Here is a 24,587-nt window from a genome sequence, read left to right on the forward strand (position 1 = left end):
ATCTCCCGGGCCGGTGGTCGTTGTTCTCGGTGCGGTCACCTGAGCGTCGCCGGACCGGCGAACCCCCACAACGCCTGTTCTGTCCGGCCGAACGGCCTTGTTTGGACGTTTTGTCAACCTCGATCCGCCGGGACCGCCCCCGTTGCCGCCGGTCGGTCGGCGCGATCCGCGCTTGCACAGGTGGGAGGCGCTTGTCAAAGTGGCGGCGTGCCCGAGAACCCGGTGGCCCTGACGGTGGCGGACGTGCTGGCGCTGCCCGTGCTGGCCGCGGGGCTGCCGGAGGTCGTCGTCGGCGAGCCGGGCCTGCGCCGGCCGGTCCGCTGGGTGCACATCACCGAGCTGACCGACCCCGCGTCGTTCCTCAAGGGCGGCGAACTGGTCCTCACCACCGGCGTGCCGCTGCCGGGCGACACCTCCGAGGTGCGCCGCTACGTCGACGAACTCGCCGACGCCGGCGCGGCGGCACTGGTCCTCGAACTCGTCCGCCGCTTCCACCGCGCGCCCGACGCGCTGGTCCGCGCCTGCCGCGCCCGCGACCTCCCGCTGGTGACCCTGGCGCGGGACGTCAACTTCCTGGAGGTCACGCAGGTCGTCCACGCGCTGATCCTGGGCAACCAGGCCGAGGTCCTGCGCCGCACGCAGCACATCCACGACACGTTCACCGCGTTGACGCTGCGCGGCGCCGGGCCGGAGGACGTGGTGCGGACCGCGGCCGAGATGGGCCGCCACACCGTCGTGCTGGAGAACCTGGCCCACCAGGCGGTGCTCTGCGAACCCGTCGGCGTGAGCGCGGAAGAGGCGCTCGCGCACTGGGAGCGGCGGTCGAGGTCCGCCGCCGTCGAGGACCGCACGACGCTGCACGAACCGGACGGCTGGCTGACCACGCCCGTGGAGTTCCAGGGCGAACGCTGGGGCCGGGTGGTCATGCTGCCCACGCCCGGCACCCCCGGCTTCAGCGCCGAGGACGTCACCGTGCTCGAACGGGCGGCGATGACGTTGACCATCGCCCGGCTCATCCACACCACGTCCTGGGAGCGCCGCGCGCACCGCCACGTCCTGCGCGACATCGCCGAACAACGCCACCGCTCCCCCGCCGAAGCCCGCGCCCGGGCCGGCGCGCTCGGGCTGCCGACGACCGACGCCACCTTCCTCGCCGTGCTGGTCGACACCCGGCACGACGCGACCGAGGTCGAGACCCTGATCGCACCGGCGTTCGAACGGACGGGCCTGGTCGGCGCGCTCGAAGACCGCCGCGTCGGGGTCCTGCTCGCCCTGCGCCGCGGACAGTCCTGGCAGCCCGCCGTGGAGCGGCTGAGCCGCACCGCGCGCGAGGCCGACCCCGACGCGGTGGTGAGCGTCGGGTGCGAGGTCGGCGACCTCTCGCACGTCGCCCGCTCCTTCCGGGAAGCCGGCCGGGTCGCCGAAGCCGTGCTCCCCGGCTCCGACCGGCTCTACCACCAGCTCGCCGACATCGGCCTGCGGCACCTGCTGCACACCCTGCGCACGGACGTCCGCGTCCAGGACTACGTCGAACGGCAGGTCGGCCGGCTGGTCGAGCACGACGCCAAGCACGGCACCGACCTGCTGCCCACGCTGCGCCACTACCTCGACGCCGCGGGCAACAAGACCGTCGCGGCGCGCCGCGCCGGCCTGTCCCGGCAGACCCTCTACGAACGCCTGCGCGCACTGGAACGCCTGCTCGACCGCGACCTCGAAGTGGGCGAGCAACGCACCGAACTGCACGTCGCCCTCATCGCGCTCGCCGTCCTGCGCATGACCGCACCGCCATCACCGACCTCGACCTGACCGGGGCACCCGGCCGGATCACCGTGATCGTCGGCGCGAACGCCTCCGGCAAGTCCACGCTGCCGCGCCCCTGGCCCGGCTTGGTCGACGGTTGGCGAGCAGTGCTTTGAGGGTGTGGTCATGGCGTTTGCGCGCGGTCACGCGCACGCCGCCTGACTTCGATCCGCGGGAAGCGCGGCGAGCCCGGACGGCCTCGAACGTGTCGCTGTCGACCAGACCGGGGAGGGACTGCGGCCCGACCCGGCACAAGAGCCGCGGCTGCTCGCCGTCATCGTCAACCTCGACGACAGGCTTCGCGAAGCGGTCTCGGTGTACGCGCCGTTGTCGGTGGCGAACGGCACGTCCGCGATCGGCAGCCCACGTCCGCCGGGGGTGTAGCCGGCGAGGGTTCACGCGGACACGCACAGCTGCCGGGTCGGGGCCTGGCCGGCGCGTTCGCCGGCATGGGCTCGGTCAGAGCGGGCTCCGCGAGCACGTGCCCGAGGGACCGCTTTCCCGCACAACCGCTGACTGTCCGCGCGCACTCCCGCACATCCGGGTGCCACGCGGCGCGGCCCGAAGACGGATCACCGTGCGACCCGGCGGCGCGCCGGAGCGCGTGTGTCGCGCTCGCGTTCCGGCGCGCCCTGGTGAGGGCTCGCTCCGCTACCGTTCCCCGGCGGTCAGGAGTGCCCGTTGGCCGTGTGCTGCTCCGGCACCGCGGCGGTCGGTGTGCGCGGCTCGTCCGCGGCCCGCGCCGGGGTGAAGGCCTGGGACAGCCCCTGGAGCGCGGCGGTGAGTTCGCCGGGGACCACCCAGACGGTGTTGCCGCTGCCCTGCGCGAGTTGCGGCAGGGTCTGCAGGTACTGGTAGGCCAGCAGCTTCGGGTCGGGGTTGTTGCGGTGCACGGCCTGGAACACCTCGTCGATCGCGCGGGCCTGTCCTTGCGCGCGCAGGACCTCCGCCTCCCGATCGCCCTGGGCGCGCAGGACGGCCGCGCGCTGGTCGCCTTCCGCGGTCAGGATCTGCGCCTGCCGCCGGCCTTCGGCGGTGAGGATGGCGGCGCGCTTGTCGCGTTCGGCGCGCATCTGCTTCTCCATCGCGTCCTTGATGGACTGCGGCGGGTCGATGGCCTTGATCTCCACCCGGCTCACGCGCAGGCCCCACTTGCCGGTCGCGTCGTCGAGGACCCCGCGCAGCCGACTGTTGATGGTGTCGCGGGAGGTCAGCGTTGCTTCCAGGTCCATCGAGCCGACGACGTTGCGCAGGGTCGTGACGGTCAACTGCTCCACGGCCTGCAGGTAGTCGGCGATCTCGTAGGCGGCGGCACGGGGTTCGGTGACCTGGAAGTACACGACCGTGTCGATCTCGACCACCAGGTTGTCCTCGGTGATCACCGGCTGCGGCCGGAAGGAGACCACCTGCTCGCGCAGGTCGAGGGTCTGCCGGACCCGGTCCACGAACGGGACGACCAGGTTGAGGCCGGGTCGCAGCGTGCGGTGGAACCGGCCCAGGCGCTCGATGTTGCTCGCCTTGCCCTGCGGGACGATCCGCACGGCGCGAGCGACGGTGAGCGCGGCGAGCAGCACGACGACCAGCGCCACGGCCAGGGCGACTTGGGACTCCACGATCAACTCCTCGGGTGGACGAAGGCCGTGGTGCCGCTGATGCGCAGGACCTCGACCGTGGTGCCGGCGGGGATCACGGTGGTGTCGTCGAAGGACCGGGCGGTCCACTCCTCGCCGCGCACTTTCACCAGCCCGGCGTCCGGCCGCACTTCGCACAGCACCTGCGCGTGCGCACCGATCAGCGCGTCGACCCCGAACCCGTCGTCCGCCGGCCGCGCGCGGTGGCGCAGCGCTATCGGCCGCAGCAGCACCAGTCCGACGCCGGCGGCGACGGTGAACACGACCAACTGCACCGGCAGCGGCGCGCCGAGCGCGGCGACCGGCGCGGTGAGCAGCGCCGCGCCGCCGAGGACGGACAACGCCGCGGTGAGCGTGAACACCTCCGCGACACCGAGGACACCTGCGAGGACCAGCCAGAGCACCCACATCACGCGTGTTCCTCCCCCTGGCCGGTCATCGCCGCCGACACCCCCGCATCGGCGTGGCGTCAATGCTGCCGCGCGGCCGACCGGCCGACAACGACCGCGATCGGCCAGGAAACCGGCCGCTGTTCGCCGACCTCCGGCAACCTCAGAGCAGCTTCGCCCCCAAGCACCGCGATGTGCAGGCCGAGCCCCTGGACCGGGTCGTCGGCGGAGTACCCGGTCAACTCCTCGACCCGTTTCAGCCGGTAGGTCACCGTCCGCGCGCCGATGTGCAACGCCCGCGCGCGGTCCGTCGCCACCCGACCCGCGGCGAAGTACGCCGCCAACGTCTCCACCAGCGCGTCCCCGCCGCCGCGGGCTGCTCCAGCGGCGAGAGCACCGCCGACACCAGGTCGGCCGGCATCGGCCCGCTCGCCCTGGCCTCCGCCCTCGCCCTGCGCGAACGGCAGCGCCGCTACGAACAACACGAGGAGAGGACCATCGTTGGCTAAGTCCGACCGCGAACAAGTGGTGGTCATCGGCATGGGCCGCTTCGGTTCCGCGCTCGCCCTCGAACTGGTCGACCAGGGCACCGACGTGCTCGCCGTCGACACCCGGCAGGACGTCGTCCGGCGCCTGTCGGGCAGTCTCGGGCACGTCGTCACCGCCGACTCCACCGACGTGGACACGCTGCGCGAACTCGGCGTCGCCGACTACGACCGCGCCGTCGTAGCCGTCGGCACCGACATCGAGGCCAGCATCCTCACCACCGCCAACCTCGTCGACCTGGGCGTCGAACGGATCTTGGCCAAGGCGATCACCCGCCAGCACGCCCGCATCCTCGAACGGGTCGGCGCGCACCACGTCGTGCTGCCCGAGCACGACATGGGCCAGCGGGTCGCGCACCTGGTGTCCGGTCGGATGCTGGACTACATCGAGATCGACGACGAGTACGCGATGGTCAAGACCCAGCCGCCCAAGGACCTCGTCGGCGTCCCCCCGGGGCAGTCCGACCTCCCGTCCCGGTACCGGGTGAACATCGTGTCGAGCCGCAGCCACGTCGACGACACCGGCTACCGCCCCGTCTCCCCCGACACGGTCCTGATGTACGGCGACCTCATCGTCGCCATCGGCCGCATCGCCGACGTCGAACGGTTCGCCGACTCGCTCTGACCGTCGCGGCTCGACGGACGGGTGGGTGTCGTGCTTCTCCTGATCGCCTCGTCCCGGCGCGCGCAGCGCCGGGCTCCGCGTGCGGTCGGTTTGACGATTCCTTTGCGCGCGCGGTCGGAATCGGGCAGGCTGTCCGCTCGGAGCGCCGGGAAGCCTGGTCGGCACATGCCTCCGCGACCGCGCGGGGGGTGTAGTCGACCGCGGAGTTCGCTCAATGGCGCTTGTCCTCGCCTTCGGTGTGGTGCTGCTGATCAGCGTGTCGCTGTCCGGCCTGGCCGCCCGCACCGTGCTGTCCACCGCACTGCTGTTCCTGCTCGCCGGCGCGCTGATCGGCCAAGGCGGGTTCGGCTGGGTCGACATCCCCTCCAACGGCGCGTTCGTCACCGGCCTGGCCGACCTCGCGCTGTTCACCGTCCTGTTCACCGACGGCCAACGCGCCGGCCTGCCCGCCCTGCGCGAAGGTTGGCGGCTCTCCGGTCGGGCGCTGGGCCTGGCCATGCCACTGACCATGATCGGCATCGCGATACCCGCGCACTTCCTCGCCGGCCTGGACTGGACGACCGCGCTGCTGGTCGGCGCGATCCTGTCCCCCACCGACCCGGTCTTCGCCTCGGCGATCGTCGGCCGCGCCGACGTCCCGCTGCGCCTGCGCCGCCTGCTCAACGTCGAGTCCGGGCTCAACGACGGCCTCGCCCTGCCGTTCGTGCTGATCTTCCTGGCCACCGCGACCAACAGCGACACCGACTTCGCCACCATCGGCATCGAACTCGTCGCCGGGCTGGCGCTGGGCATCGCGGTGGCGGCCGTGGTCGCGCTGGCCTGGCGGCTCAAGGCCCTCACCGCCGAACCACGCCTGCAAGCACTGGGACCGCTGGCCATCGGGGTCATCGTCTACGCCGGCTGCCACCTCACCCACGCCAACCCCTACCTCGCCGCCTTCGCCGCCGGCTCCGCCCTGGCCACCCTCGACCGCGTCACCGCCGAGCACTTCGAACACTTCGGCGACCTGCTCTCCGAAACCACGAAGTTCGCCGCCCTGCTCGTGTTCGGCGCGCTCATCACCCCCGAGCGGATCTCCCACCTCACCCTCGGCGACTGGGCGGTGGCGGTCATCGCGATCCTGCTCGTCCGGCCCGCCGCGATGATGCTGTCCCTGCTGCGCACCCCGCTGCCCGCCCGCGAACGTTCCGTGGCGGCGTGGTTCGGTCCCAAGGGTTTCGCGTCGGTCGTCTACGTCCTGCTCGCCCTGCAAGCCGGCATACCGGCCGGCGAGCACGTGTTCGACCTCGTCGCCGTCACCATCGCCCTGTCGATCGTGCTGCACTCCTCCACCGACGTCCCCGTCGCCAAGGCCCTCGCCGTCGAACCACCGGACAACCTGCCCACCGGCCTGCCCGAAACCACCAGGCGCGAGCCGTGAACGCCACGACGGCGGTGGCGGTCGGCCTGGCGACGCTGATCATGGTGTCCTTCGCCGCCATCCCGCGACACCGGCGGTACGTGCGGCTCGCCGCGGTGCTCGGCTGGGCCCTGGTGTGGCTCGACGGGAAGCTCACCGGTCACGTCGCCGATCTGCTCGGCCTGCTCGTCACCGCGACGAGCCTTGCGTGCCTGGCTAAGCCGTGGATCGACCGGAGGCGACACTCCGCCGCCGATCGGCCGACCGGACGGCACGGCAACCGTCGATCATGAGCGAACCCGAAGGCCCGAACCTCAAGCCTTCCCAAAGAAGTCTTGCCGCGAAGGGGTCGATGCGGTCCACTGCGCGCCCATGACCACGAGTCCACCACCAGAGCCCTCGACGACGGTGCTGGCCGCCGAGGGCGGCACGCTCTCCTCGATCGAGGAGGCGATCAACAGCACGTTCACGCCCGTGTCCGAGGCGCTGTCGTCGTTCATCTTCGCCCAGATCACAGTGTTCGGGGTGACCTTCCCCTGGATCGTGGGCTGGCTGGTCGTCGCCGCCGCGATCTTCACCGCCTACTTCGGGGTGATCCAGCTGCGCGGCTTCGGCACCGCGCTGCGGATCGTGCGCGGCAAGCACAGCAAGCCCGACGACCCGGGCGAGATCAGCCACTTCCAGGCGCTCAGCTCGGCGGTGTCCGGCACGGTCGGGTTGGGCAACATCGCGGGCGTCGGCGTCGCGGTGACCATCGGCGGCGCCGGCGCGACGTTCTGGATGATCCTGTGCGGCCTGCTGGGCATGTGCACGAAGTTCGTCGAGTGCACCCTCGGCGTGAAGTACCGGGACGTGCACCCCGACGGATCGGTGTCCGGCGGCCCGATGCACTACCTGCGCAAGGGGATCGCCGAACGGTTCCCCAACGCGGCGGGCAAGGCGGTCGGCCGCGTGCTGGCCACCGCCGCGGCCGTCATGATCCTGTTCTTCGGGATCGCGGGCGGCAACATGTTCCAGGCCAACCAGACCTTCGCGCAGCTGCGCACCGTGACCGGCGGCGACGAGGGCGTGCTGGGCAGCGACGGCGCGGCACTGGTCGTCGGCATCGTGCTGGCGGTGGTCGTCGGCCTGGTGATCCTGGGCGGCATCAAGTCGATCGGCAAGGTCACCGGGCGCCTCGTGCCCGCGATGGCGATCATCTACGTGTCGGCGTGCCTCGTCGTCATCCTGCTCAACATCACCACGATCCCCGCCGCCATCGGCGAGATCGTCACCGGCGCGTTCAGCGCCGACAGCGTCGCGGGAGGCGCTGTCGGCGCCCTGATCGTCGGGTTCCAGCGGGCGGCGTTCTCCAACGAGGCGGGCCTGGGGTCGGCGTCGATCGCGCACTCCGCGGTGAAGACCCGCCGGCCGGTCACCGAGGGGTACGTGGCGCTGCTGGAGCCGTTCATCGACACCGTCGTCATCTGCACCATGACGGCGTTGACGATCGTCATCGCCCAGACGCAGTTCTGGCGCGACGCCCAGGCCACGTTCGCCGCTGGCGGCCCGCGCCCGGACGGCGTCACGGTCACGTCCGAGTCCTTCGGCACGGTGCTGCCGTGGTTCCCCTACGTGCTGACCGTGGCCGTGGTGCTGTTCGCCGTCTCCACCATCATCACGTGGAGCTACTACGGCGAGAAGTCGTGGACCTACCTGTTCGGCAAGTCCAAGGGCAGTGAGATGACCTACCGGATCATCTTCTGCCTGTTCACGGTCGTGGGCTCGGTGCTCACGCTGGGCAGCGTGCTCGACTTCGCCGACGCCGTGCTGTTCGCACTGGCCCTGTTCAACATCATCGGCCTGTACCTGCTCGCTCCGGTCGTCAAGCGGGAGCTGGTCGAGTTCCGCGCATACCTCAAGAGCGGGCGCGTGGAAGACGAGACCGCCGTCGAGGCCAAGTGAACCGCGGGGGGTGGTCCAAGGGCGTGGATCACCCCCCGCACCGCCGCGGGCGGGATCGCCCGTTCGGGCAAGCTCGGACGGACTCCGTGATTCCCGGTCACCCCGCCGCTTCTTCGGCGGCGTCCGGTGTCCGCCCGGGCCGGGAGCCGGTCATCCGGCTCTCCAGCACGGTGTCGAGCCTGCCGAGCTGTTCCTCGGTCGCGAGCGCGGTGAGCCGGTCCTCGACGTGCCGTGGCAGGTCTTTCAGGCCGACGGTGACGCCGGCCTTGTGCGAGTGGTCGATGAAGGTCAGCAGCGCCTTCGCCCCGGACACGTCCATGTAGTCCACGTTCTCCAGGCTCAGCGACAGCTTCTGCCGCCCATTGCGCAGTTGGGTGAACACGCGGTCGACGGACAGGAACGACAGGGGGCCGTCGATGCGGTAGGTGTCCGCGCCGTCGTGGACCACCGACGCCTTGCGCCGGCGCGACTGCGTGGCGTGGACGACGAGCCCCAGGGCGACGCCGACCGCGACCGCCGCGGTCAAGTCGACGAGCACGGTGACGACCATCGTCGTGAACATCACGACCACGTCGCCGCGCGGGGAGACCCGCGCCTTGCGCAGGCTCTCCCAGTCGAACATGCCGATCGCGGTCAGGATCAGGATGCCCGACAGCACCGGCAGCGGGATGTACTGCACAACGCCGCCCAGCCCGGCCACCAGCGCGAGCAGGATGACGCTGTGCGTGGCGGCCGACAACCCGGTGCGACCGCCGCTCCTGACGTTGACCACCGACCTGACGGTCGCGCCGGCGCTCGCCATGCCGCCGAACAGCCCGCTGGCCATGTTGCCCAACCCCTGGCCGACCAGTTCCTTGTTGCTGCGGTGGCGGTTGCCGGTGATGTTGTCCATCACCACCGAGGTCAGCAGCGAGTCGATCGAGCCGAGCAGCGCGATGCTGATCGCGGGCAGCACCAGGGTGAGCAGCTGCGAGCCGGTGACGTCGGGGATGGCGATCGACGGGATGGCCTCCGGGATGCGGCCGATGTAGTCCACGGCGGAGTTGAGCGGGATCGGCCCCAGCCGCAGGTCGTGCAGCAGCGAGCCGACGACCTGCGACGCCGCGGTGATGGTCACCAGCGCCACCAGGCTGGCCGGGATCGACTTGACCACGCGGGCGGACAGCAGCATGACCACGATCGTGGCCGCCACGACCAGGAAGCTGCGCTGCGCCTGGTCGATCTCGCCGAGGATGATGATCAACGCGATCCCGCCCATGAACCCCGACACCACGGGGTGGGGGATGTAGCGGATGAGCGACCCGAGCCGGCAGACCCCGAACAGGATCTGGAACGCGCCCGCCATGACGAACGCGAGGAAAGCGCCTTGCAGGCCGTGCGCGGCGATCACCCCGGTGGCGACGACGGTGATCGGACCGGTCGGGCCGGTCACCTGGGCGGGCGTGCCACCGAACACCGCCGCGAAGAAACCCGCGAAGATCGCGCCGTACAGCCCGACGAGCGCACCCTCGGAGGTGCCGGTCGCGGTGACGCCGAAGGCGATGGCCAGCGGCAGCGCGACGACGGCCACCGTCAGACCGGAAAGCACCTCTCTGATGACGCGTTGGATCATGGGCTCCCCTCGCTCCCGACAGCCTCGTGCACGCACAGTGAGCGGCTGCCGATCGGACTCCCCTACCTCGTGATCTCCAACGTGTCGCAAAGTGTTAGTAAAGGCAAGGTCAAGGACCCTGATGGATGAGCCGGCCGGACACGGTTGCCGAGCGTCGCCGAGCAAGCGCCCACCGTGTCACAGCTTCCCGCGACCGCCTACTGAGCAGGCAAAACGCGGTATTCGACGTGGACCACGTGGCGTGCCGGCGAGGTGGCCGAGATCTTCGGGATCTCGTCGTCGCGAGCGCCCGAGGTGACCGGAGACACACGGTCTGTGTTCACTCGCAAGCACGATGTTACCTGTATCGGTGAAGCCGCGCCCGTCGGGGCGGACGAGTTGAGCACGAGACGTGAGCACAACGCGTGATCGCCGACCGGACTCCCCCTGCTCGGACGAGCCGGGCTGCGGGCATCGTCGCCAGGCGCTCGTCGGGCCAAGGGGGACGCCGGTCGTCCGCGGGAAGCCGGAGCAGGAGATCGTCGCCGACGCCGGCGGCCACCCGCCCCGGACCCGGCAGCCCGCCCGCTCTCGTGGGTGTCGCGATCAGTCGGTGCGCGAGGGGTCCCGGTCGTGGGCGGTCCACAGCAGCGCGAGGCCGACGAAGTGCACGAGCGCCCCGCCGACCACACCGCCCGCCACGGCGGACGACCAGTGCGGTCCGGCGACCACCGCCCGGGCGGCGGAGGAGTCGGCCGACCTGGCTGGTCGCGCCGTCGCCGCGTGGCCGAAGACCGCGCCCGGGTGGACGCCGGCCGCTGGCCGATCCGGCTTCCGGTGGGGCCATCGCCGGCGTGACGGCTGGTCAGGGCTGCCGGGTGCCGAGCTCGCCGGCGGAGGGGGACGGGGCTGTCGAAGCGGCCGCGTCCGTCGGACGACGCGGAGGCGGCACCGGCGCGACGTGAGCCGACTGGTTGCGATCCCCGGGACCGGACGGCGGCTGGGCCACCGCGGCCCGGTACAGGACCACCAGACCGAGGGCCGCGGCCGAACACAGCGCGGCGGCGACACAAGGCCAGACCAGGCGGTCGCGGGAAGCGATCGCCACGTTGGTCACCGCGACTCCGGCGAACGCCCCGATGAGGATCCTCAACACGGCGGGTGAAGCGACGTCGTCACGACCGCCGGGTCTGAGTGGACGATCGCCTTGGTCAGGTGTGCGGGTGCTCATGGCCGCCTCCACGTGGTCGCATCGACAACGAGCCGACCAGGCTTCCCGGCACACCATGACCACCCTGCTCTGGACCGGCGGTCAACGACCTCAGCCTAGCGTCTCCCCCTGATGTACCTCATCTCGTTCATCCATCGGTGCGGCAACACCGGCTGCGTAGCTACGCTCACGGACACCGTGCTGCCCCACGGGCGACCGTGCACGGCTCTCGCCCCAGGGACCGAGCGCGAGCGTGCCCTCGCACACCTCCACGAGGCAGGTGCCCACCAATCCGGCGAGGGCGCCGTTGTCGTGGCAGTGGTCGCGACGCGCGATCACCGCCGGCGCGGCCTGGATGGCCATTTTTAGGTCCGGGCACCCGCGGCCGTCCGGATCCGGTGAAGTCCGGTTCCGGCGCGGCGGTGCGGATGAAGGGGGTGCGGATGAAGGGGGCCAGGGCCCTCCACGACGGTGGGGTGGTCGCGCGGCGAGGCGTTCACGGGCGTCGGGCCAGGGCCGGGTTCGACCACTTCGGAGGAGTCCGGCCCCGGACGACCAGGCAGCGGCTCGCGCTCGGACTGCCGCGAAAGGCCCGCGGTCCCCGGCGGGGAGGTGCTCATGCAGCTGCTCCCAGGCGGTCAAACATCACCGCGAAACGGACGCCGCGATTACTCCGTTCGACCCCTGTGGTGTGTGTAAGGCGTTAGTTAGCGTCCCTGATGCGTGCGCTGGGTGGCTAGGTGATCACCGAGGGGGGTGATCGACACTCGGTGATCACGTTTAAGGGGGGCCGTGCGTGTGCCGCGTGCTGTGAGGCTGTTACGCAGATTGGTGGTCCGGGGTTCATCCACCAGGCGCTGTTCGGGCGTCCTCTCGCCCCCTGCGCTGGTCAAGGCGACCGTCTGACCACCTGATCTTCGCGCCATTTCGCCTGAGGGTCCACTCCCAGGCTGTTCCGTGTCGGCTCCCGCCGCGCTGTCGGTTTTCCTTGCACCGCGCGGTAGTGCCGACAACGGCCCCTGCCCTCGTCGTGTTCAGCCGACGAATCGCGTCATTCCTCGTGTCCGGGAGTTCGCATGAAACTGTCTGGTGTCAGGCGGGACAGACCCGCCCGGAGACCCGGTGGGAGATCGCCGGTCGCCGTGGTGACGGCCGCCGTGTTGGTCGCCTCCTTGATGGAGGCGGTGCCCGCCGTGGCCACCGCCCAACCGTCGCCGTCGCACGACCCCCGTCAACTGTCGTCGTGGCCGACTCCGGCCCAGCAGGGGCGTGAGCACGCCTCGCCGACGGCCGCGGGTGACTTCCGCCCGTTGATGGGCGCCGAGTCCGGTGGGGTCCGGGCGAGTTCGAAGTTCGACGCGAAGTCGTCGCGCGAGGTCGGGCGGGCCGAGAAGTCGGTCGACTACGTCAACTCCGACGGCACCCGCTCCACGGTGCTGTCGAAGGTCCCGCTCAGCTTCCGGGACGACACGGGCGCTTGGCGGCCGGTGCAGACCAAGCTGGCCGAGGACCGGGTGTCGAAGCGGGCCCGGGTCGAGGCGCACGGGCTGCGGCCGGAGTTCGCGCCGTCCGCCGACGACCCAGGCCTGGTGACGCTGGGCCCGGCCGGCTCGCGCGTCACGATCGCGATGGAAGGCGCAGGGCGCGCGTCGAGGCAGGTCAAGGACTCGAAGGCGACGTATGTGGACGTGCTGCCGGACACCGACTTGGAGTACGAGGTCGAGCCGGGCGGCGTGAAGGAGTCCATCATCGTCAAGAAGGCGTCGGCGGCCAGGGGCAGCTGGGTCTTCCGGATGGACACCGGCAAGCTCACCCCGGAGCTCAAGGACGACGGGGTCGTGCTCAAGGACCCGTCGGGCGCGGTCGTCGCGGCGCTGCCGCCGATCGTGGCGTGGGACTCGGCGGGCAGCGCGGAGCGCAACGAGCCACCGGCGCAGACCGGCGGCACCTACGGCTTGCGGCAGGACGGGAAGTCCTGGCTGCTGACGGTGTCGGTGGACAAGGCGTGGCTGGACGACAGGTCGCGGGTGTACCCGGTGGTGGTCGACCCGACCTACACCTACGGGTTCAACAACGACGACGAGTCCAGGGCCTACAAGTCCGACGGCTACCAGTGCACCAACTGCGGCATCGCGGTGGGCAACTCCCGTTCGGGCCCCGGCGGTGGCAACACGTTCTGGCGCACCGCGTTCCGGTACGACTTCAACCCGCTGTTCGGCAAGAACGTGGTCGGCGCGCGCCTGGACTTCTGGCGCAACGCCCAGACCGGCTCCATGCTGTCCTGGGACTCCCACCTGTTCCACGCGTCCGCGCTGAACTTCAACGGCATCGGCCAGCACCTGGCGTCCGCGCCGATCGGCGACCGCGGCTCCATGCAGTCCAAGGCGTTCACCGACTTCGTCGCCGGCCGCGTCGCGGCTCGGGACAACAGCGCCTGGTTCATGGTCACCGGTGGCGAGACCGACGCCTGGTCCTACAAGAACATGCAGATCAACCTGATCGTCGACCACGGCACCGCACCGCCCGCGACCACGCTGGTGAGCCCGGCCGAAGGCAGCGTGATCACCAACCTGACGCCGACGCTGTCGGTCAGCCCGGTGTCCAACCCGTCCGGTGACGGCACGTTGTACTGCTTCAAGGTCGCCACCGGCCCCGACGCGCAGTCCGGCATCGTGGTCGACTCCGGCTGCATCACGAGCAACACCTGGACCGTCCCGCCCGGTGTGCTCACCGACGGCGCCACCTACACCTGGACGGTGCTCACCGCGCTCAGCGGCGGCGTGACCACCACGAACCCCGGGTGGGTGGGCCGCTTCAAGGTCGACCAGCGCATCGGCGCCGCAGGCCCGTCCCCGGAGGACACCGTCGGGCCGGTGACGGTGAACCTGGCCAACGGCAACGTCCACACGGTGGTCAACGGGCCGAGCTACAACACGGTCGCGGGCTCGTCGGGGCTGACGTTCACCTACAACTCGCAGGCCAAGGAACCCTTCGGGCTCCGCGCGTCCTACTTCAACGACACCACCCGCTCCGGCACGCCCGACGCGAACCCGGTGCTGGTGCGCAACGAGGCCCAGGTCAACGCCGACTGGGGCACCGAGTCCGTCTTCGGCCCCGCACTGGGGCAGGACTGGTTCGTGGGTCGCTGGGAGGGCTTCTTCCAGGTCCCCGTGGCCGGCACCTACCACTTCGGTGGTGTGCACGCCAACGGCGCCAAGATCTGGGTCAACAACCAGTTGGTCTACAACAACCCCAACACCTCGGACGTCAACTTCGCCCTGACGGGCCAGAACGGCCCGGTCACCGAGATCGCCCTGACCGCGGGCCAGCGGGTGCCGATCAAGGCCGAGCTGTACCACTCCACCGGCCCGGCGCGGATGAAGCTGTTCGTGCAGACCAACGAGGCGGGCGCCAAGGCGGTGCCGCCGCAGGTCGTCCCGGCCTCGTGGCTGTACACCCAGGAGCTGCCCGTGCTGCCGACCGGCTGGCAGCTCAGCGCCAACACGACCGGCGGCGGCCTGGGCTACGCGAAGGCGCAGGTGCAGGACCAGTCGATCGTCCTGACCGACGCCTCCGGCACCAAGCACACCTGGACCAAGACCGGGACCGGCACCTACAAACCGCCCTCCGGCGACGACGGCGTCCTGGGCCTGGACACCAGCGGCAAGATCACGCTGCACGAGGGCGGCGAGGTCTACACGTTCAACGCCGACGGCACCCTGGCTGCCAAGTCCTCGGTCGTCGACAGCCGCAAGCCCGCGGCGAACGTGATGAGCTGGAACGGCCCGCCGTCCCGGCTGGCGCAGATCACCGACCCCGTCTCGCAGCGCTCGCACCGCCTGTTCTACAACCGCCCCGGTGACGACTGCTACGCGGGCCGCACACCGCCCCCTGGCTCGGACGCGCTGCCCCCGTCGCAGATGCTGTGCCGCATCCAGTACTGGGACGGCAAGCAAACGCTGCTCTGGTACCGCGGCGGCGCGATCTCGCGCATCGAGAACCCCGGCAACGACTTCACCGACTTCGGGTTCAACGCCGACGGCACCCTCGCCTCCATCCGCGACTCCCGCGCGGTCGACTGGGCGGCGCAGGACCCGGCCACCCGCAACACCGCCGAGACCTACACGGTGATCGACTACGGGACGGTCGGCGCGCGCCGTGGGGCGACCAGGGTGCAGGCCCCGGCGCCCAACGGCCAACCGGGTGCGCAGCGACCGGGCCGCACCTTCCGCTACGACCCGCCCAACCGGCAGACCTTCGTGGACGTCGCCGGGCTGAGCCCGACCGCCGGCTACGCCCTCAAGGTGACCTACGACGACGCCGACCGCCAGCTCAGCTCCACCGACGCCACCGGCAAGACCACGTGGACCACGTGGAACGCCAAGGACATGAAGCTGACCACCACCGACACCGCGGGACGGGTGTCCACGACGGTCTACGACCACAACGACCGACCCACGGACCGGTGGGGACCTGCGCCGGCGAACTGCTTCAACGGCCAGCAACCGACCGCGGCGTGCGCGGCCACGATGCCGCACACGCGCACCGGCTACGACGAGGGCCTGCAAGGACTCGCGGCGGCGATCTACGACAACCCGACGCTGTCCGGCGCGCCGAAGGTCCACCAGACCGGCCTGGGCTCGTCCGACGGCATCATCCGGTCGGACTGGACCGACACCTCCTCGCCCGCTCCCGGCGTTCCCGCCGGGCGCTTCTCGATCAGGCTGACCGGCCAGATCACCTTCCCCAACGCGGGCAACTACAACCTGGAAACCCACGTCGACGACGGCTCCCGGCTGTGGATCGACGACACCCTGGTCATCGACAACTGGTCGGACGGCGGTCCCCGACCGGCCAAGGGCGACTACAACAACACCGTAGCCGGCTCCACCCACCGCATCCGCATCGACTACTACAACGGTCAGGGCCCCGGCCAACTGCACCTGAACTGGCGGCGCGCCCCCGACGGCGTGTACGAGCCCATCCCCGGCCAGTACCTCAAGCCGAACTACGGCCTGACCACCTCCGAGGTCAAGGACGAGTCCGACGGCGTGCCCAACGCGGCGAGTTCGTCCAGCTTCACCGAGAACGGCCTGGACGCCGCTTACGGCCTCCAGACCAGCTCGGGGACCGACGGGCTGATCACGCGGACCGGCTACGAGGCGGTCGGCAGCGGTTACCTGCGCAAGACGGGCGAGACGATGCCCACCGGCTCGCAGGCCACCTACGTCTACTACGGGGACACCGAGACACGGGACAACCCGTGCACGGCGGAGGTCGAGTCGGTTAACCAGGCGGGCTTGGCCAAGCTGACCCGGCTGCCCGTGCCGGCCACCGGCGCGGCACGCCAGGACGAACAGGTCTACGACGCCTCGGGTCGGGTCGTCGCGAAGGGCACCAGCGGCTCCTGGACGTGCACGACCTACGACGAGCGCGACCGGGTGATCTCGGTGAAGTACCCCGGCACGCCCTCGGCGGCGGAGCGCACCGTCACGACCAACCACGCCGTGAACGGCGACCCGCTGGTCACCTCGGTGTCCGACCACAACGGCACGGTCACCACCAAGGTGGACCTGCTGGGTCGCGTGGTCGAGTACACCGACGCCAACGGCGTGCGCACCGAGACCGGCTACGACCTGGCCGGGCGGGTCCTGTCGGAGAAGGCGAACCTGCCCGCCGACGTCGCGCAGGTCATGACCTACACCTACGACGACGCCGGTCGCGTGCTGACCGTGTCCCTGGACAACGCCGTGCTGGCCACGGCGACCTACGACGCGGCGGGTGAGCCGGCGTCGGTCGCCTACGCCAACGGCAGCTCACTGGACTCGATCGGCAAGGACGCCGCCGGTCGGGTGCTGCTGCACCGCTGGAAGACCAGCGACGGCGTCGTCGTCGAGTCGACGGTGGGACGCACCCGGGCGGGCACGGTCGTCGACGAGACCCTGGGCGGTGTCGACGCGCGACCGGGCGCGCCGAACTACGTCTACGACGCGGCGGGCCGGTTGACCGAGGCGTGGGTCGTGGGACACCACTACACCTACGACTTCACCTCCACCGCGTCCGCCTCCTGCCCGACCGGCACCCAGGCCAACGCGGGGCTCAACACCAACCGGATGCGGCTGCTGGACGAAACCGCGTCGGGCGTCGCGCAGACGGCGTACTGCTACGACGCCGCGGACCGGTTGCTGGCCACCGTCGGCGCGAACGCCGTGACCGACGTGCGCTACGACGACAACGGCAACACCACCCAGTACACCGCGGGTGGCGCCACGACCCACCTGTCGTGGGACGGGGCGGACCGCAACATCGCCCTGCGCACCACCGGCGCTCACCCGGCCGACGTGTCCTACACCAGGGACGCCGCCGACCGGATCGTCCGCCGGAACGCCGCCGCGGGCGACGCCGTCACCGAGGTGCGCTACGGCTACACCGGCAGCGGCGACACCGCCGACTTCGCCCTGGGCGCGGACAACAAGGTGCTGACGCGCAGCATCAGCCTGCCCGGCGGTGCCCTCCACACCTGGCGGCCCACCGCCGCGGCGGCCACCCTGGACCACCCCACGGTCCGCGGCGACCTCGCCCTGACCACCGGGGCGGACGGCAAGCAGGTCGGTGCCCTGCGCATCTTCAGCCCGTTCGGCGAACCGCTGTCGGCGGCCGGCGCGGTCGACCCGGACAACGTCCCGGACAACCAGCCCGGCCAGATGGACCACGGCTGGCTCGGGCAGCACCAGCGCCCGTACGAGCACGCCGGGGCCCTGTCCATCGTCCAGATGGGCGCCCGCCCCTACAGCCCCCTGCTCGGCCGGTTCCTGTCCGTCGACCCCGTCGAGGGCGGCAGCGCCAACGACTACGACTACGTCAGCGGGGATCCGGTCAACAAGACCGACCTCGACGGCAGGTGGTGCGGTTGGTGCCGCAAGGCGTGGGGCGCGGTCAAGCGCGGTGCCACGGCCGTCGCCCGCAAGACCGTGCAGTTCGGCAAGTGGGCGTGGCGCAACAAGTGGGACATCGCCACCGTTGTCGTCGCGGGCGCGTGCGTGGCGGTGTCGGCGGGCACGTGCCTTCTCGCCGGCGCGGCACTGGTCGGTGCGCAGACCTACGCGGAGTACCGGAGGACCGGAACGGTGAACCGGGGCAACCTGGCGGCCAACGTCGCGGCCTTGGCCGTGGGTGGCGGGCTGGGCCGCCTCGCCGGCAAGTTCTGGTCGTCGCCCATTGTCCGGCAAACCGGTCGGCACTGGAAGAAACCGCCGGTCGCCTGGCGTCGGACATTGCAGAACTTCGGCTACAATGCGGCGGTCAACAATGTCGGGTTCAGCATCACGCTGAATTACTCGGCATGGAGCAGCAAGCCGCAATGAGGTAATGGGTGTACCGGGACGGGCAGGCTCGGGAGGAATACCGGATGAGCGGTTCCACCGTGATCCTTCGGCGGCGGGCGCACGTGGTCGCCGGCGTGGCGCTGACCTGCGTGAGCCTGCCCGTCCTGGTCACCCTGATCTGGACGGGGCGTGCGCGCTCCACCTTCGAGGACACCGCTTTGCTGGTGTTCGTGCAGGTCTCGGTGATCTGGCTGGTGTCGCTCGTGGCGAAGAGCAGGATCGTGCTCTCCGACACGGGCATGACGGTGGTCAACTGGTTTCGGAAGTACTCCGTCCCGTGGTCGGCCGTCCACTCCGTCGACGCCATTCCCCAGGTTTCGATCGTGCTCACCTCGGGCCGCCGAATCGATTGCGCCGTCGGCGGCGGTTCGGTCATCGACAACATGAGGGGCAACCGGCGGCAGCGGGACATGCGGTCCCGGATCGAGTCGTTCCGCGGCGCGCAGGCGGCCGGCGGCCCGGTCCGGGAGCAGTGGGACCTCCACCTCGTGAAGTTCTCCGCGCTGTTGGCCGTCATGCTGGCCTACGCGTGGCTGGTCTACCGCTGACCCGCTGTGCGAAGGGGTGCGCCCCGGTTCGACGGCGTGAAACGCCCGTTCCGCGCACTGTCGGGCGGGCATCGCGGTACGGTGGCCCTCGGTGTGCCGGGAAGTCTGGTCGGCGTCGTACCCAGCCGTCCCCGATGGAGCACACATGAGCGCTGCCGACGCGCGGACCGCGATCGGTCCCGCGGTGATCCCGGCGTGGTCGGGCACGTGGTGCCGCACCACCTCGGCCGACGACCGGGCACCGGCACGATGCCCCTGATCCCGCAGGCGGTTCCCGCGACCGCCGACGCGCGCGTCGACCGGGTGCTGCGACCCCGGTGGCACCTGGCGCGCACGCGGCTGCTCTGGTCGGCGGTGGTCTTCCCGTTCGCCGTCGTGGCGATCTGCCTGGTCTTCCTCGGCTTGGCGACCGGTGCCCGCGACTGGGCCGCGGTCCCCGCGCTCGGCGCCGCCGTCCCCGCGGCGGTCGGCGCGCTGCGGTTGCGCGGGCGCGGGATCACCGACCCGCCGTCCTGGCTGCCGACCGCCTTCCTCGTGGCGGGGTGCCAACTGCTGCTGGGCGTGATCCCCGGCTTCGGGATCGCGGTGAACGCGGCGACCGGTGCCGCGGCCGGGGTGGCGGGTGCGCTGTTCGCGTCGGCGTGGTTGTGCGCGGGCGGTTCGTGCCTTGCCGCGCACCGCGCCCACCGCGCCCTGCTCACACCGCTCGTGCCCGAGCTGGGCGCCACCGGTTTCCACCTCGCCGTACCCGCGCGGATCGCGATCACCGCGCCCGCGCCGGTCTCCGCGAGCATCGCGATCGGCACGGACGGCGTCCGCTGGTCGGCCAGGTTCCACAGAGGACGGAGTGCCGGCCCGCGCGTGGACTTCGCCGTGCCCTTCGCGCGCCTCCACGACGTCGCCGCCGTCACCCTCCCGCCGACACCGGCGTTGCGCCCCTGGGTCACCCTGCCCGACGGCACGGTGCTGTACGCGCAACCGGGTCCGGCGCTGCTGCTGCGCGCCGACTCCGCCGAGTGGATGATCCCCGTCCACGACGCGGTGCTCATCCGTGAACTGCTGCTGTCGCGCAAGGGGTGGTGGGTTCGCGCACGCTCGCGTCCATGAATCCCGGACTTTCCGTCCACCGGGGGAACGACGGCGAGGTCGTCGACGTCCCATCGGCGAAACACCCGGAGGAACACCTTGATCAACCCCGATCCCCTGAAGGCCGCCGACGAGCTGGAGAAGTGGGCGGCGGGCCTCGAACAGCGGGCCGTCCGCTACAACCAGTTGCAGCAGCAGCTCGACGCGACCAGCGCCACGGCGACCTCGCCCGACGGGTCCGTGCGCGTGACCGTGGACTCCAACGGCGTTCCGACCGACGTCGCGCTGTCCGAACGCACCCGCGGCGCGGACCCGGCGCACGTGTCGGCGCAGATCATGGCCGGCATGCGCAAGGCGCAGGCAGACCTGCGGCACCGGGTGCGGGCGCTGATCCAGGAGACCGTGCCGGCCGACGACGAGCCGGCGCGCAACCTCGCGGCGCAGTACGAGCAGCGGTTCCCGGACCTCCGGGACGACGGCGGCACCGGCTACGAGCCGGCGCAGGACCTGGCGATCGGCCGGCTCGACGAGGACGACCGCGGGACCGCCGCCCCGCCACCACCGCCACAACGGCCCGCCCGCCGCGACGACACCGACGGGGACTGGGACGACCGGACCTTCCTGCGCTGAGGATGGAGCACCACGCATGAGCGACGGGTTCACCGTCAACTCCGACCAACTGCTCACCCAGGCGTCCACTGTGGACGGCTTCGCGGGCCGGGCGGACACCGCCGCCGACGCGGGCCGCCACGTCGCCGCCCTTGACGACGCCTACGGCTTGCTCTGCCGCCCGTTCGCCACGCTGCTCAAGGAGCCCCAGCAGCGCGGTGTGGACACCCTCGCCGCCACCGCCGAGAACCTGCACCAGATGGTCGACGGGCTCAAGGACACGGCCAAGACCTACGAAGAGGCCGAAGAACGCGTCGGCGCGGTCGTCGAAGCCTTGGTCAAGGCACTCGAAGCGGCGGCCAAGGCCCCGAGGATCGGTGGAGGGAACTGATGGTCGACGTCGACGACAGCAGCACCAACCCGTTGGTGGACCAGCGGTCCGACCTGCGCAACAACTACCTCCAGGACCTCAACCCCCTGGAGAACATGGGTGCGCCGGACGCGGAGTCCGGCACCGGGTTCATGACCGGCATCACCGCGTTCGAGGCCGGGTGGACCATCGCCCAGGGCATCGACCAGAACGACCTCGGCCTGATCATCTCCGGCGTGGCGGCCGGCGCGCTCGACGTCGCGAGCGCCGCGGTCGACCCGATCGCCTACGTGGCCGGCCAGTTGTTCTCCTGGATGCTCGAACACGTCGAACCCGCCCGCGCCGCGTTGCACGCCGTCACCGGCAACCCGGACATGGTCAAGGGGTACGCCCAGACCTGGACCAACATCGAGAACGAGATGCTCAAGCTGGGCGAGGAGTTCGAGAAGGCCGCCAACAGCGGGGTCACCGACTGGACGGGCGCCGCGGCCGAGGGCTACCTGCGCAAGGCCGACGGCGTCGCCGGGATCGCCAAGGGCGCAGCGGGCGGTGCGCACGGCATCGCCGGGATCACCCTGGCGATGGCCGAGGTCGTCGGCGGCATCCGCGTCGCCATCCGCGACCTGCTGGCCACCCTCGCGGGCGCCCTGGTGAGCTGGGCCATCGAACTGGCCTGCACGCTCGGCGCCGCCGCGCCCCTGGTGGTCGCGCAGGCCACGGCGAAGATCGCCCAGGTGGTGCGGATCGTGGCGAGCATGCTCAAGGCGCTGGGCAAGGCGCTGTCGAGCGCGCTCACCTGGCTGGTGCAGTTGCGCGACCTGTTCGACGCGTTCTGGCGCGCGCTCAACGAGCTGAAGAAGAGCCAGGCGACCGCACCGGCCTGACGCAGGCCGTCACTCACCCAGCCGGGCCACCAACTCCCGTTCGACGAACGGCGTCATGGTGGTCACGTAGGTGGCGCTGAGGTGGTTGTCGTCCAGGTACACGTGCACGTTGCCGACCACGGGCGGGCACAGCTCGTAGTCGCAGATCCAGTCGCTGAAGTCGGCGAAGGACACGTTCGGCGGCAGGTCGGTCAGCCGCGTGTACGGCGCCTCGGTGGCCAGGAGTTCCGCACGGGGGACGCTGCACGGGCCGGGGTCCATGCCGTTGGCCACCAGGCAAGCCGACGGCGCGACGCTGAAGCGCGGGTTGTCGCGGACCGCCAGGACCGGGATGCCCGCGCGGTCGAGTTCGCGCCAGCGCGCGACGAACCCCTCGGGCGTCTGCTCGGTCAAGCCGACGCGCACGTCCCGCGTCCCGTTGGTGAAGACCAGGTCGGGGCGCATCGCCCGGATCTCCCGGGCCGCGTCGGCGTTCCACTTGACGCAGCCCGCCTCGCCGGGCACGACCTCGGAGTCCGCGGAGAACGGGCACGCGCCCCGGAGCACGTAGGTGAGCTGCCAGTTCCGGCGGTGGGCGATCGGCGCCAGCGCGGCGAGGAACTGCTGCATGTGGGAGTCGCCCACCACCACGATCCGCTTGCGCGGCGCGCCGGACCCGGGAGCGGTGCAGATCTCCAACTCCCGGTTCGCCGGCGAGAACACGCACCGGCTGCCGGTGATGCCCGCGAAATCCCTGGGCAGGGTGACCATCGGCGGCACGATCGAGGCGTCCTCGGCTCCCCAGTACTCGAAATCCGGGGCGAGCGCCGGGGCGCCCGGGTGGTCGGGGTCGTCGACGGCGGCCTGGTAGGAGGCGGCCTCGCGCTCGCTGACCCACTGCCAGCACCCCGCCGCGACCAGGACTGGCACCAGGAGCAGGACACCGAGCCGGTACGAGTCACGCGTCCGCGCCGACCCCGTGCGCCGGGTGGGCAACTCCACCAGGTGGTGGGTGGCCACGGCCAACGCGGCGGACACCGCGATGATGAACACGCCGCCGGCCAACCCCACCGCCTCCCGGTGGCGGATCACGAGGTAGAACACGAGCACGGGCCAGTGCCACAGGTACAGCGCATAGCTGAGGTCCCCGAGGTAGCGGGCCCACGGCGAGGCCAGGAACCGGTCGACGCCCACCGCGCTCCCGGTCGTCCCGGCCGCGATCACCGCGGCTCCGCAGGCCGTGGGCCACAGCGCCAACCAGCCCGGGAAGACGCTGCCAACGGTCAGGACGAGTCCACAGGCGACCAGGCCGACCAGTCCCGTCCACCCGAGCAGCACCCTCGCGCCCCGCGACAGCGCGACCCGGTCGACGACCAGGGCCAGCAAGCCGCCGAACGCGAACTCCCAGACCCGGGTCAGCGAGTGGAAGTACGCCAGCGGCTGGTCCGAGCCGGTCAACACGACCGAGTAGGCCAGCGAACCGGCGAACACGACCACGAGGAACCAGGCCACCGCGCGGCGCACCCCGACACCCAGCAGGCGCGCCACCACCGCCACGACCGCGATCGCGACCGGCCAGACCAGGTAGAACTGGCCCTGGATGGACAGCGACCAGAAGTGCTGCACGACGCTGGCTTCGTCGTGCTGGTGGAAGTAGTCGGCGGCGTCGGCGACCAGTTGCCAGTTCTCCAGGTACAGGGCCGCCGCGACGACCTCGCGGATGGTCTGGAACCAGCGGTTCTCCGGCAGCACGAGCACGCCGACCACGATGACCGCGGCCAACACGGTCAACGCGGCGGGGAACAGGCGGCGGACCATCCGGCCCCACAGCGCCGCGAAGTCGATCCCACCCCGGACGACAGCCCGGACCAGCTGCCCCGTCACGAGGAACCCGGAGATGAGGAAGAAGACGTCCACGCCACCGGAAACCCGCCCGAGCCACACGTGGTAGACCACGACGAGCAGGACCGCCACCGCGCGCAGGCCCTGCAACTCGGGCCGGTAACGGCGAGCCGCATCGGAGGGTGCCGCCGGCACCCCGAGCGAGGGGTCGACATGACGGTCCGCCGACGAGAGGTGCTGCAAGATCAACTCCTGGGAACGGTTCGGCCACCGCCGACCAGACTTCCCGGCACACCTCGCCACAGCCCGCCGTCGGCGGGTGTCAGTCACGAACCGTACCCGACACCGGCCGGCGGCCGTCAACGTGACGCAACTCCCCGTAACCCGCCCGACCTCACGCGAGCGCGAAGTAGCGCAGCCACAGGTACGGCGCGGCCAGCACGATCGACAGGGCCGCCACCACCAGGCCGTAGCGGGTGAAGGTCCAGAAGCTGATCGGTGTGCCGTTGCGCGCCGCCAACCCGAGGGCGACCACGTTCGCGCTGGCACCGACAGCGGTGGCGTTGCCGCCCAGGTCCGCGCCCAACGCCAGCGACCACCACAGCGACTCCGCCTGCGCCGTGCCGCCCTGCGCCGCCACCAGCTCGCCCACGATCGGGGACATCGTTGCCACATAAGGGATGTTGTCCACGATCGCGGACAACACCGCCGAGATCACCAGCAGCACCATCACCGCGAGCAGCGGCTGCC

Annotated in this window: 18 protein-coding genes; 11 read left to right on the forward strand and 7 right to left on the reverse strand. The window is 71.2% G+C overall.

Annotated features, from left to right (window positions below; genetic code table 11):
- Nucleotides 1-207 precede the first annotated feature (207 nt).
- Nucleotides 208-1,806, forward strand: a complete 1,599-nt coding sequence (locus RIN75_RS32500) for a PucR family transcriptional regulator ligand-binding domain-containing protein (RefSeq protein ID WP_309115886.1) — start codon at nt 208-210, stop codon at nt 1,804-1,806.
- Nucleotides 1,807-2,468: 662 nt separating this feature from the next.
- Here RIN75_RS32500 and RIN75_RS32505 read toward each other — a convergent pair.
- From RIN75_RS32505 to RIN75_RS32515, 3 genes are read right to left on the reverse strand one after another with little or no spacing between them, the layout of a single operon-like run.
- Nucleotides 2,469-3,413, reverse strand: a complete 945-nt coding sequence (locus RIN75_RS32505; protein ID WP_309115887.1) for an SPFH domain-containing protein — start codon at nt 3,411-3,413, stop codon at nt 2,469-2,471.
- A gap of 2 nt (nt 3,414-3,415) precedes the next feature.
- Entirely contained in the window at nt 3,416-3,841 is a 426-nt protein-coding gene (locus tag RIN75_RS32510) for an NfeD family protein (protein ID WP_309115903.1), read from the reverse strand.
- Between the two features lie 59 nt (nt 3,842-3,900).
- Nucleotides 3,901-4,305: a helix-turn-helix domain-containing protein gene (locus RIN75_RS32515; protein ID WP_309115888.1), complete on the reverse strand. Its 405-nt coding sequence runs from the start codon at nt 4,303-4,305 to the stop codon at nt 3,901-3,903.
- Between the two features lie 16 nt (nt 4,306-4,321).
- On the opposite strand from RIN75_RS32515, the gene RIN75_RS32520 reads away from it, so the two are divergent.
- The 4 genes from RIN75_RS32520 to RIN75_RS32535 all read left to right on the forward strand — a co-directional run bounded on the left by RIN75_RS32520 (nt 4,322) and on the right by RIN75_RS32535 (nt 8,333).
- Nucleotides 4,322-4,990 (forward strand): TrkA family potassium uptake protein, encoded by a 669-nt coding sequence (locus RIN75_RS32520; RefSeq protein WP_309115889.1) that lies wholly within the window; start codon nt 4,322-4,324, stop codon nt 4,988-4,990.
- Nucleotides 4,991-5,204: 214 nt separating this feature from the next.
- A complete protein-coding gene (locus RIN75_RS32525) occupies nt 5,205-6,410 on the forward strand; it encodes a cation:proton antiporter (RefSeq protein WP_309115890.1) in 1,206 nt (401 codons plus the stop codon).
- Nucleotides 6,407-6,682, forward strand: a complete 276-nt coding sequence (locus RIN75_RS32530) for a hypothetical protein (RefSeq protein WP_309115891.1) — start codon at nt 6,407-6,409, stop codon at nt 6,680-6,682. Before RIN75_RS32525 ends, RIN75_RS32530 begins: the two co-directional genes overlap by 4 nt.
- Before the next feature lie 79 nt (nt 6,683-6,761).
- Nucleotides 6,762-8,333 carry an alanine/glycine:cation symporter family protein gene (locus RIN75_RS32535; protein WP_309115892.1) on the forward strand — a complete coding sequence of 524 codons (1,572 nt, stop codon included), beginning with the start codon at nt 6,762-6,764 and terminating at the stop codon, nt 8,331-8,333.
- Nucleotides 8,334-8,430: 97 nt separating this feature from the next.
- On the opposite strand, the gene RIN75_RS32540 is transcribed toward RIN75_RS32535, so the two are convergent.
- Entirely contained in the window at nt 8,431-9,945 is a 1,515-nt protein-coding gene (locus RIN75_RS32540) for a SulP family inorganic anion transporter (RefSeq protein ID WP_309115893.1), read from the reverse strand.
- A 585-nt stretch (nt 9,946-10,530) separates the two neighbouring features.
- Entirely contained in the window at nt 10,531-10,656 is a 126-nt protein-coding gene (locus RIN75_RS32545; protein WP_309115894.1) for a hypothetical protein, read from the reverse strand.
- Nucleotides 10,657-12,291: 1,635 nt separating this feature from the next.
- Between RIN75_RS32545 and RIN75_RS32550 the strand changes: the two genes are divergently transcribed.
- The 6 genes from RIN75_RS32550 to RIN75_RS32575 all read left to right on the forward strand — a co-directional run bounded on the left by RIN75_RS32550 (nt 12,292) and on the right by RIN75_RS32575 (nt 22,016).
- Nucleotides 12,292-18,498 (forward strand): PA14 domain-containing protein, encoded by a 6,207-nt coding sequence (locus RIN75_RS32550; RefSeq protein WP_309115895.1) that lies wholly within the window; start codon nt 12,292-12,294, stop codon nt 18,496-18,498.
- A gap of 44 nt (nt 18,499-18,542) precedes the next feature.
- Nucleotides 18,543-19,067: a PH domain-containing protein gene (locus tag RIN75_RS32555; RefSeq protein WP_309115896.1), complete on the forward strand. Its 525-nt coding sequence runs from the start codon at nt 18,543-18,545 to the stop codon at nt 19,065-19,067.
- A gap of 195 nt (nt 19,068-19,262) precedes the next feature.
- Entirely contained in the window at nt 19,263-20,174 is a 912-nt protein-coding gene (locus RIN75_RS32560; RefSeq protein WP_309115897.1) for a hypothetical protein, read from the forward strand.
- Between the two features lie 78 nt (nt 20,175-20,252).
- Complete coding sequence (locus RIN75_RS32565; protein ID WP_309115898.1) at nt 20,253-20,783, forward strand: YbaB/EbfC family nucleoid-associated protein; 531 nt, start codon at nt 20,253-20,255, stop codon at nt 20,781-20,783.
- 16 nt (nt 20,784-20,799) lie between these two features.
- Nucleotides 20,800-21,153 (forward strand): type VII secretion target, encoded by a 354-nt coding sequence (locus RIN75_RS32570; protein ID WP_309115899.1) that lies wholly within the window; start codon nt 20,800-20,802, stop codon nt 21,151-21,153.
- On the forward strand, nt 21,153-22,016 hold the full coding sequence (locus RIN75_RS32575) for a hypothetical protein (protein WP_309115900.1): 864 nt from the start codon (nt 21,153-21,155) through the stop codon (nt 22,014-22,016). Before RIN75_RS32570 ends, RIN75_RS32575 begins: the two co-directional genes overlap by 1 nt.
- Before the next feature lie 9 nt (nt 22,017-22,025).
- Here RIN75_RS32575 and RIN75_RS32580 read toward each other — a convergent pair whose 3' ends face one another.
- Together RIN75_RS32580 and RIN75_RS32585 are read right to left on the reverse strand one after the other, a co-directional pair.
- Nucleotides 22,026-24,032, reverse strand: a complete 2,007-nt coding sequence (locus tag RIN75_RS32580) for an acyltransferase family protein (RefSeq protein ID WP_309115904.1) — start codon at nt 24,030-24,032, stop codon at nt 22,026-22,028.
- 199 nt (nt 24,033-24,231) lie between these two features.
- The coding region (locus RIN75_RS32585; protein WP_309115901.1) for an SLC13 family permease at nt 24,232-24,587 on the reverse strand (356 nt) is incomplete at its 5' end.

The sequence above is a fragment of the Saccharothrix sp. genome, assembly GCF_031180885.1.
Classification (GTDB): domain Bacteria; phylum Actinomycetota; class Actinomycetes; order Mycobacteriales; family Pseudonocardiaceae; genus Actinosynnema.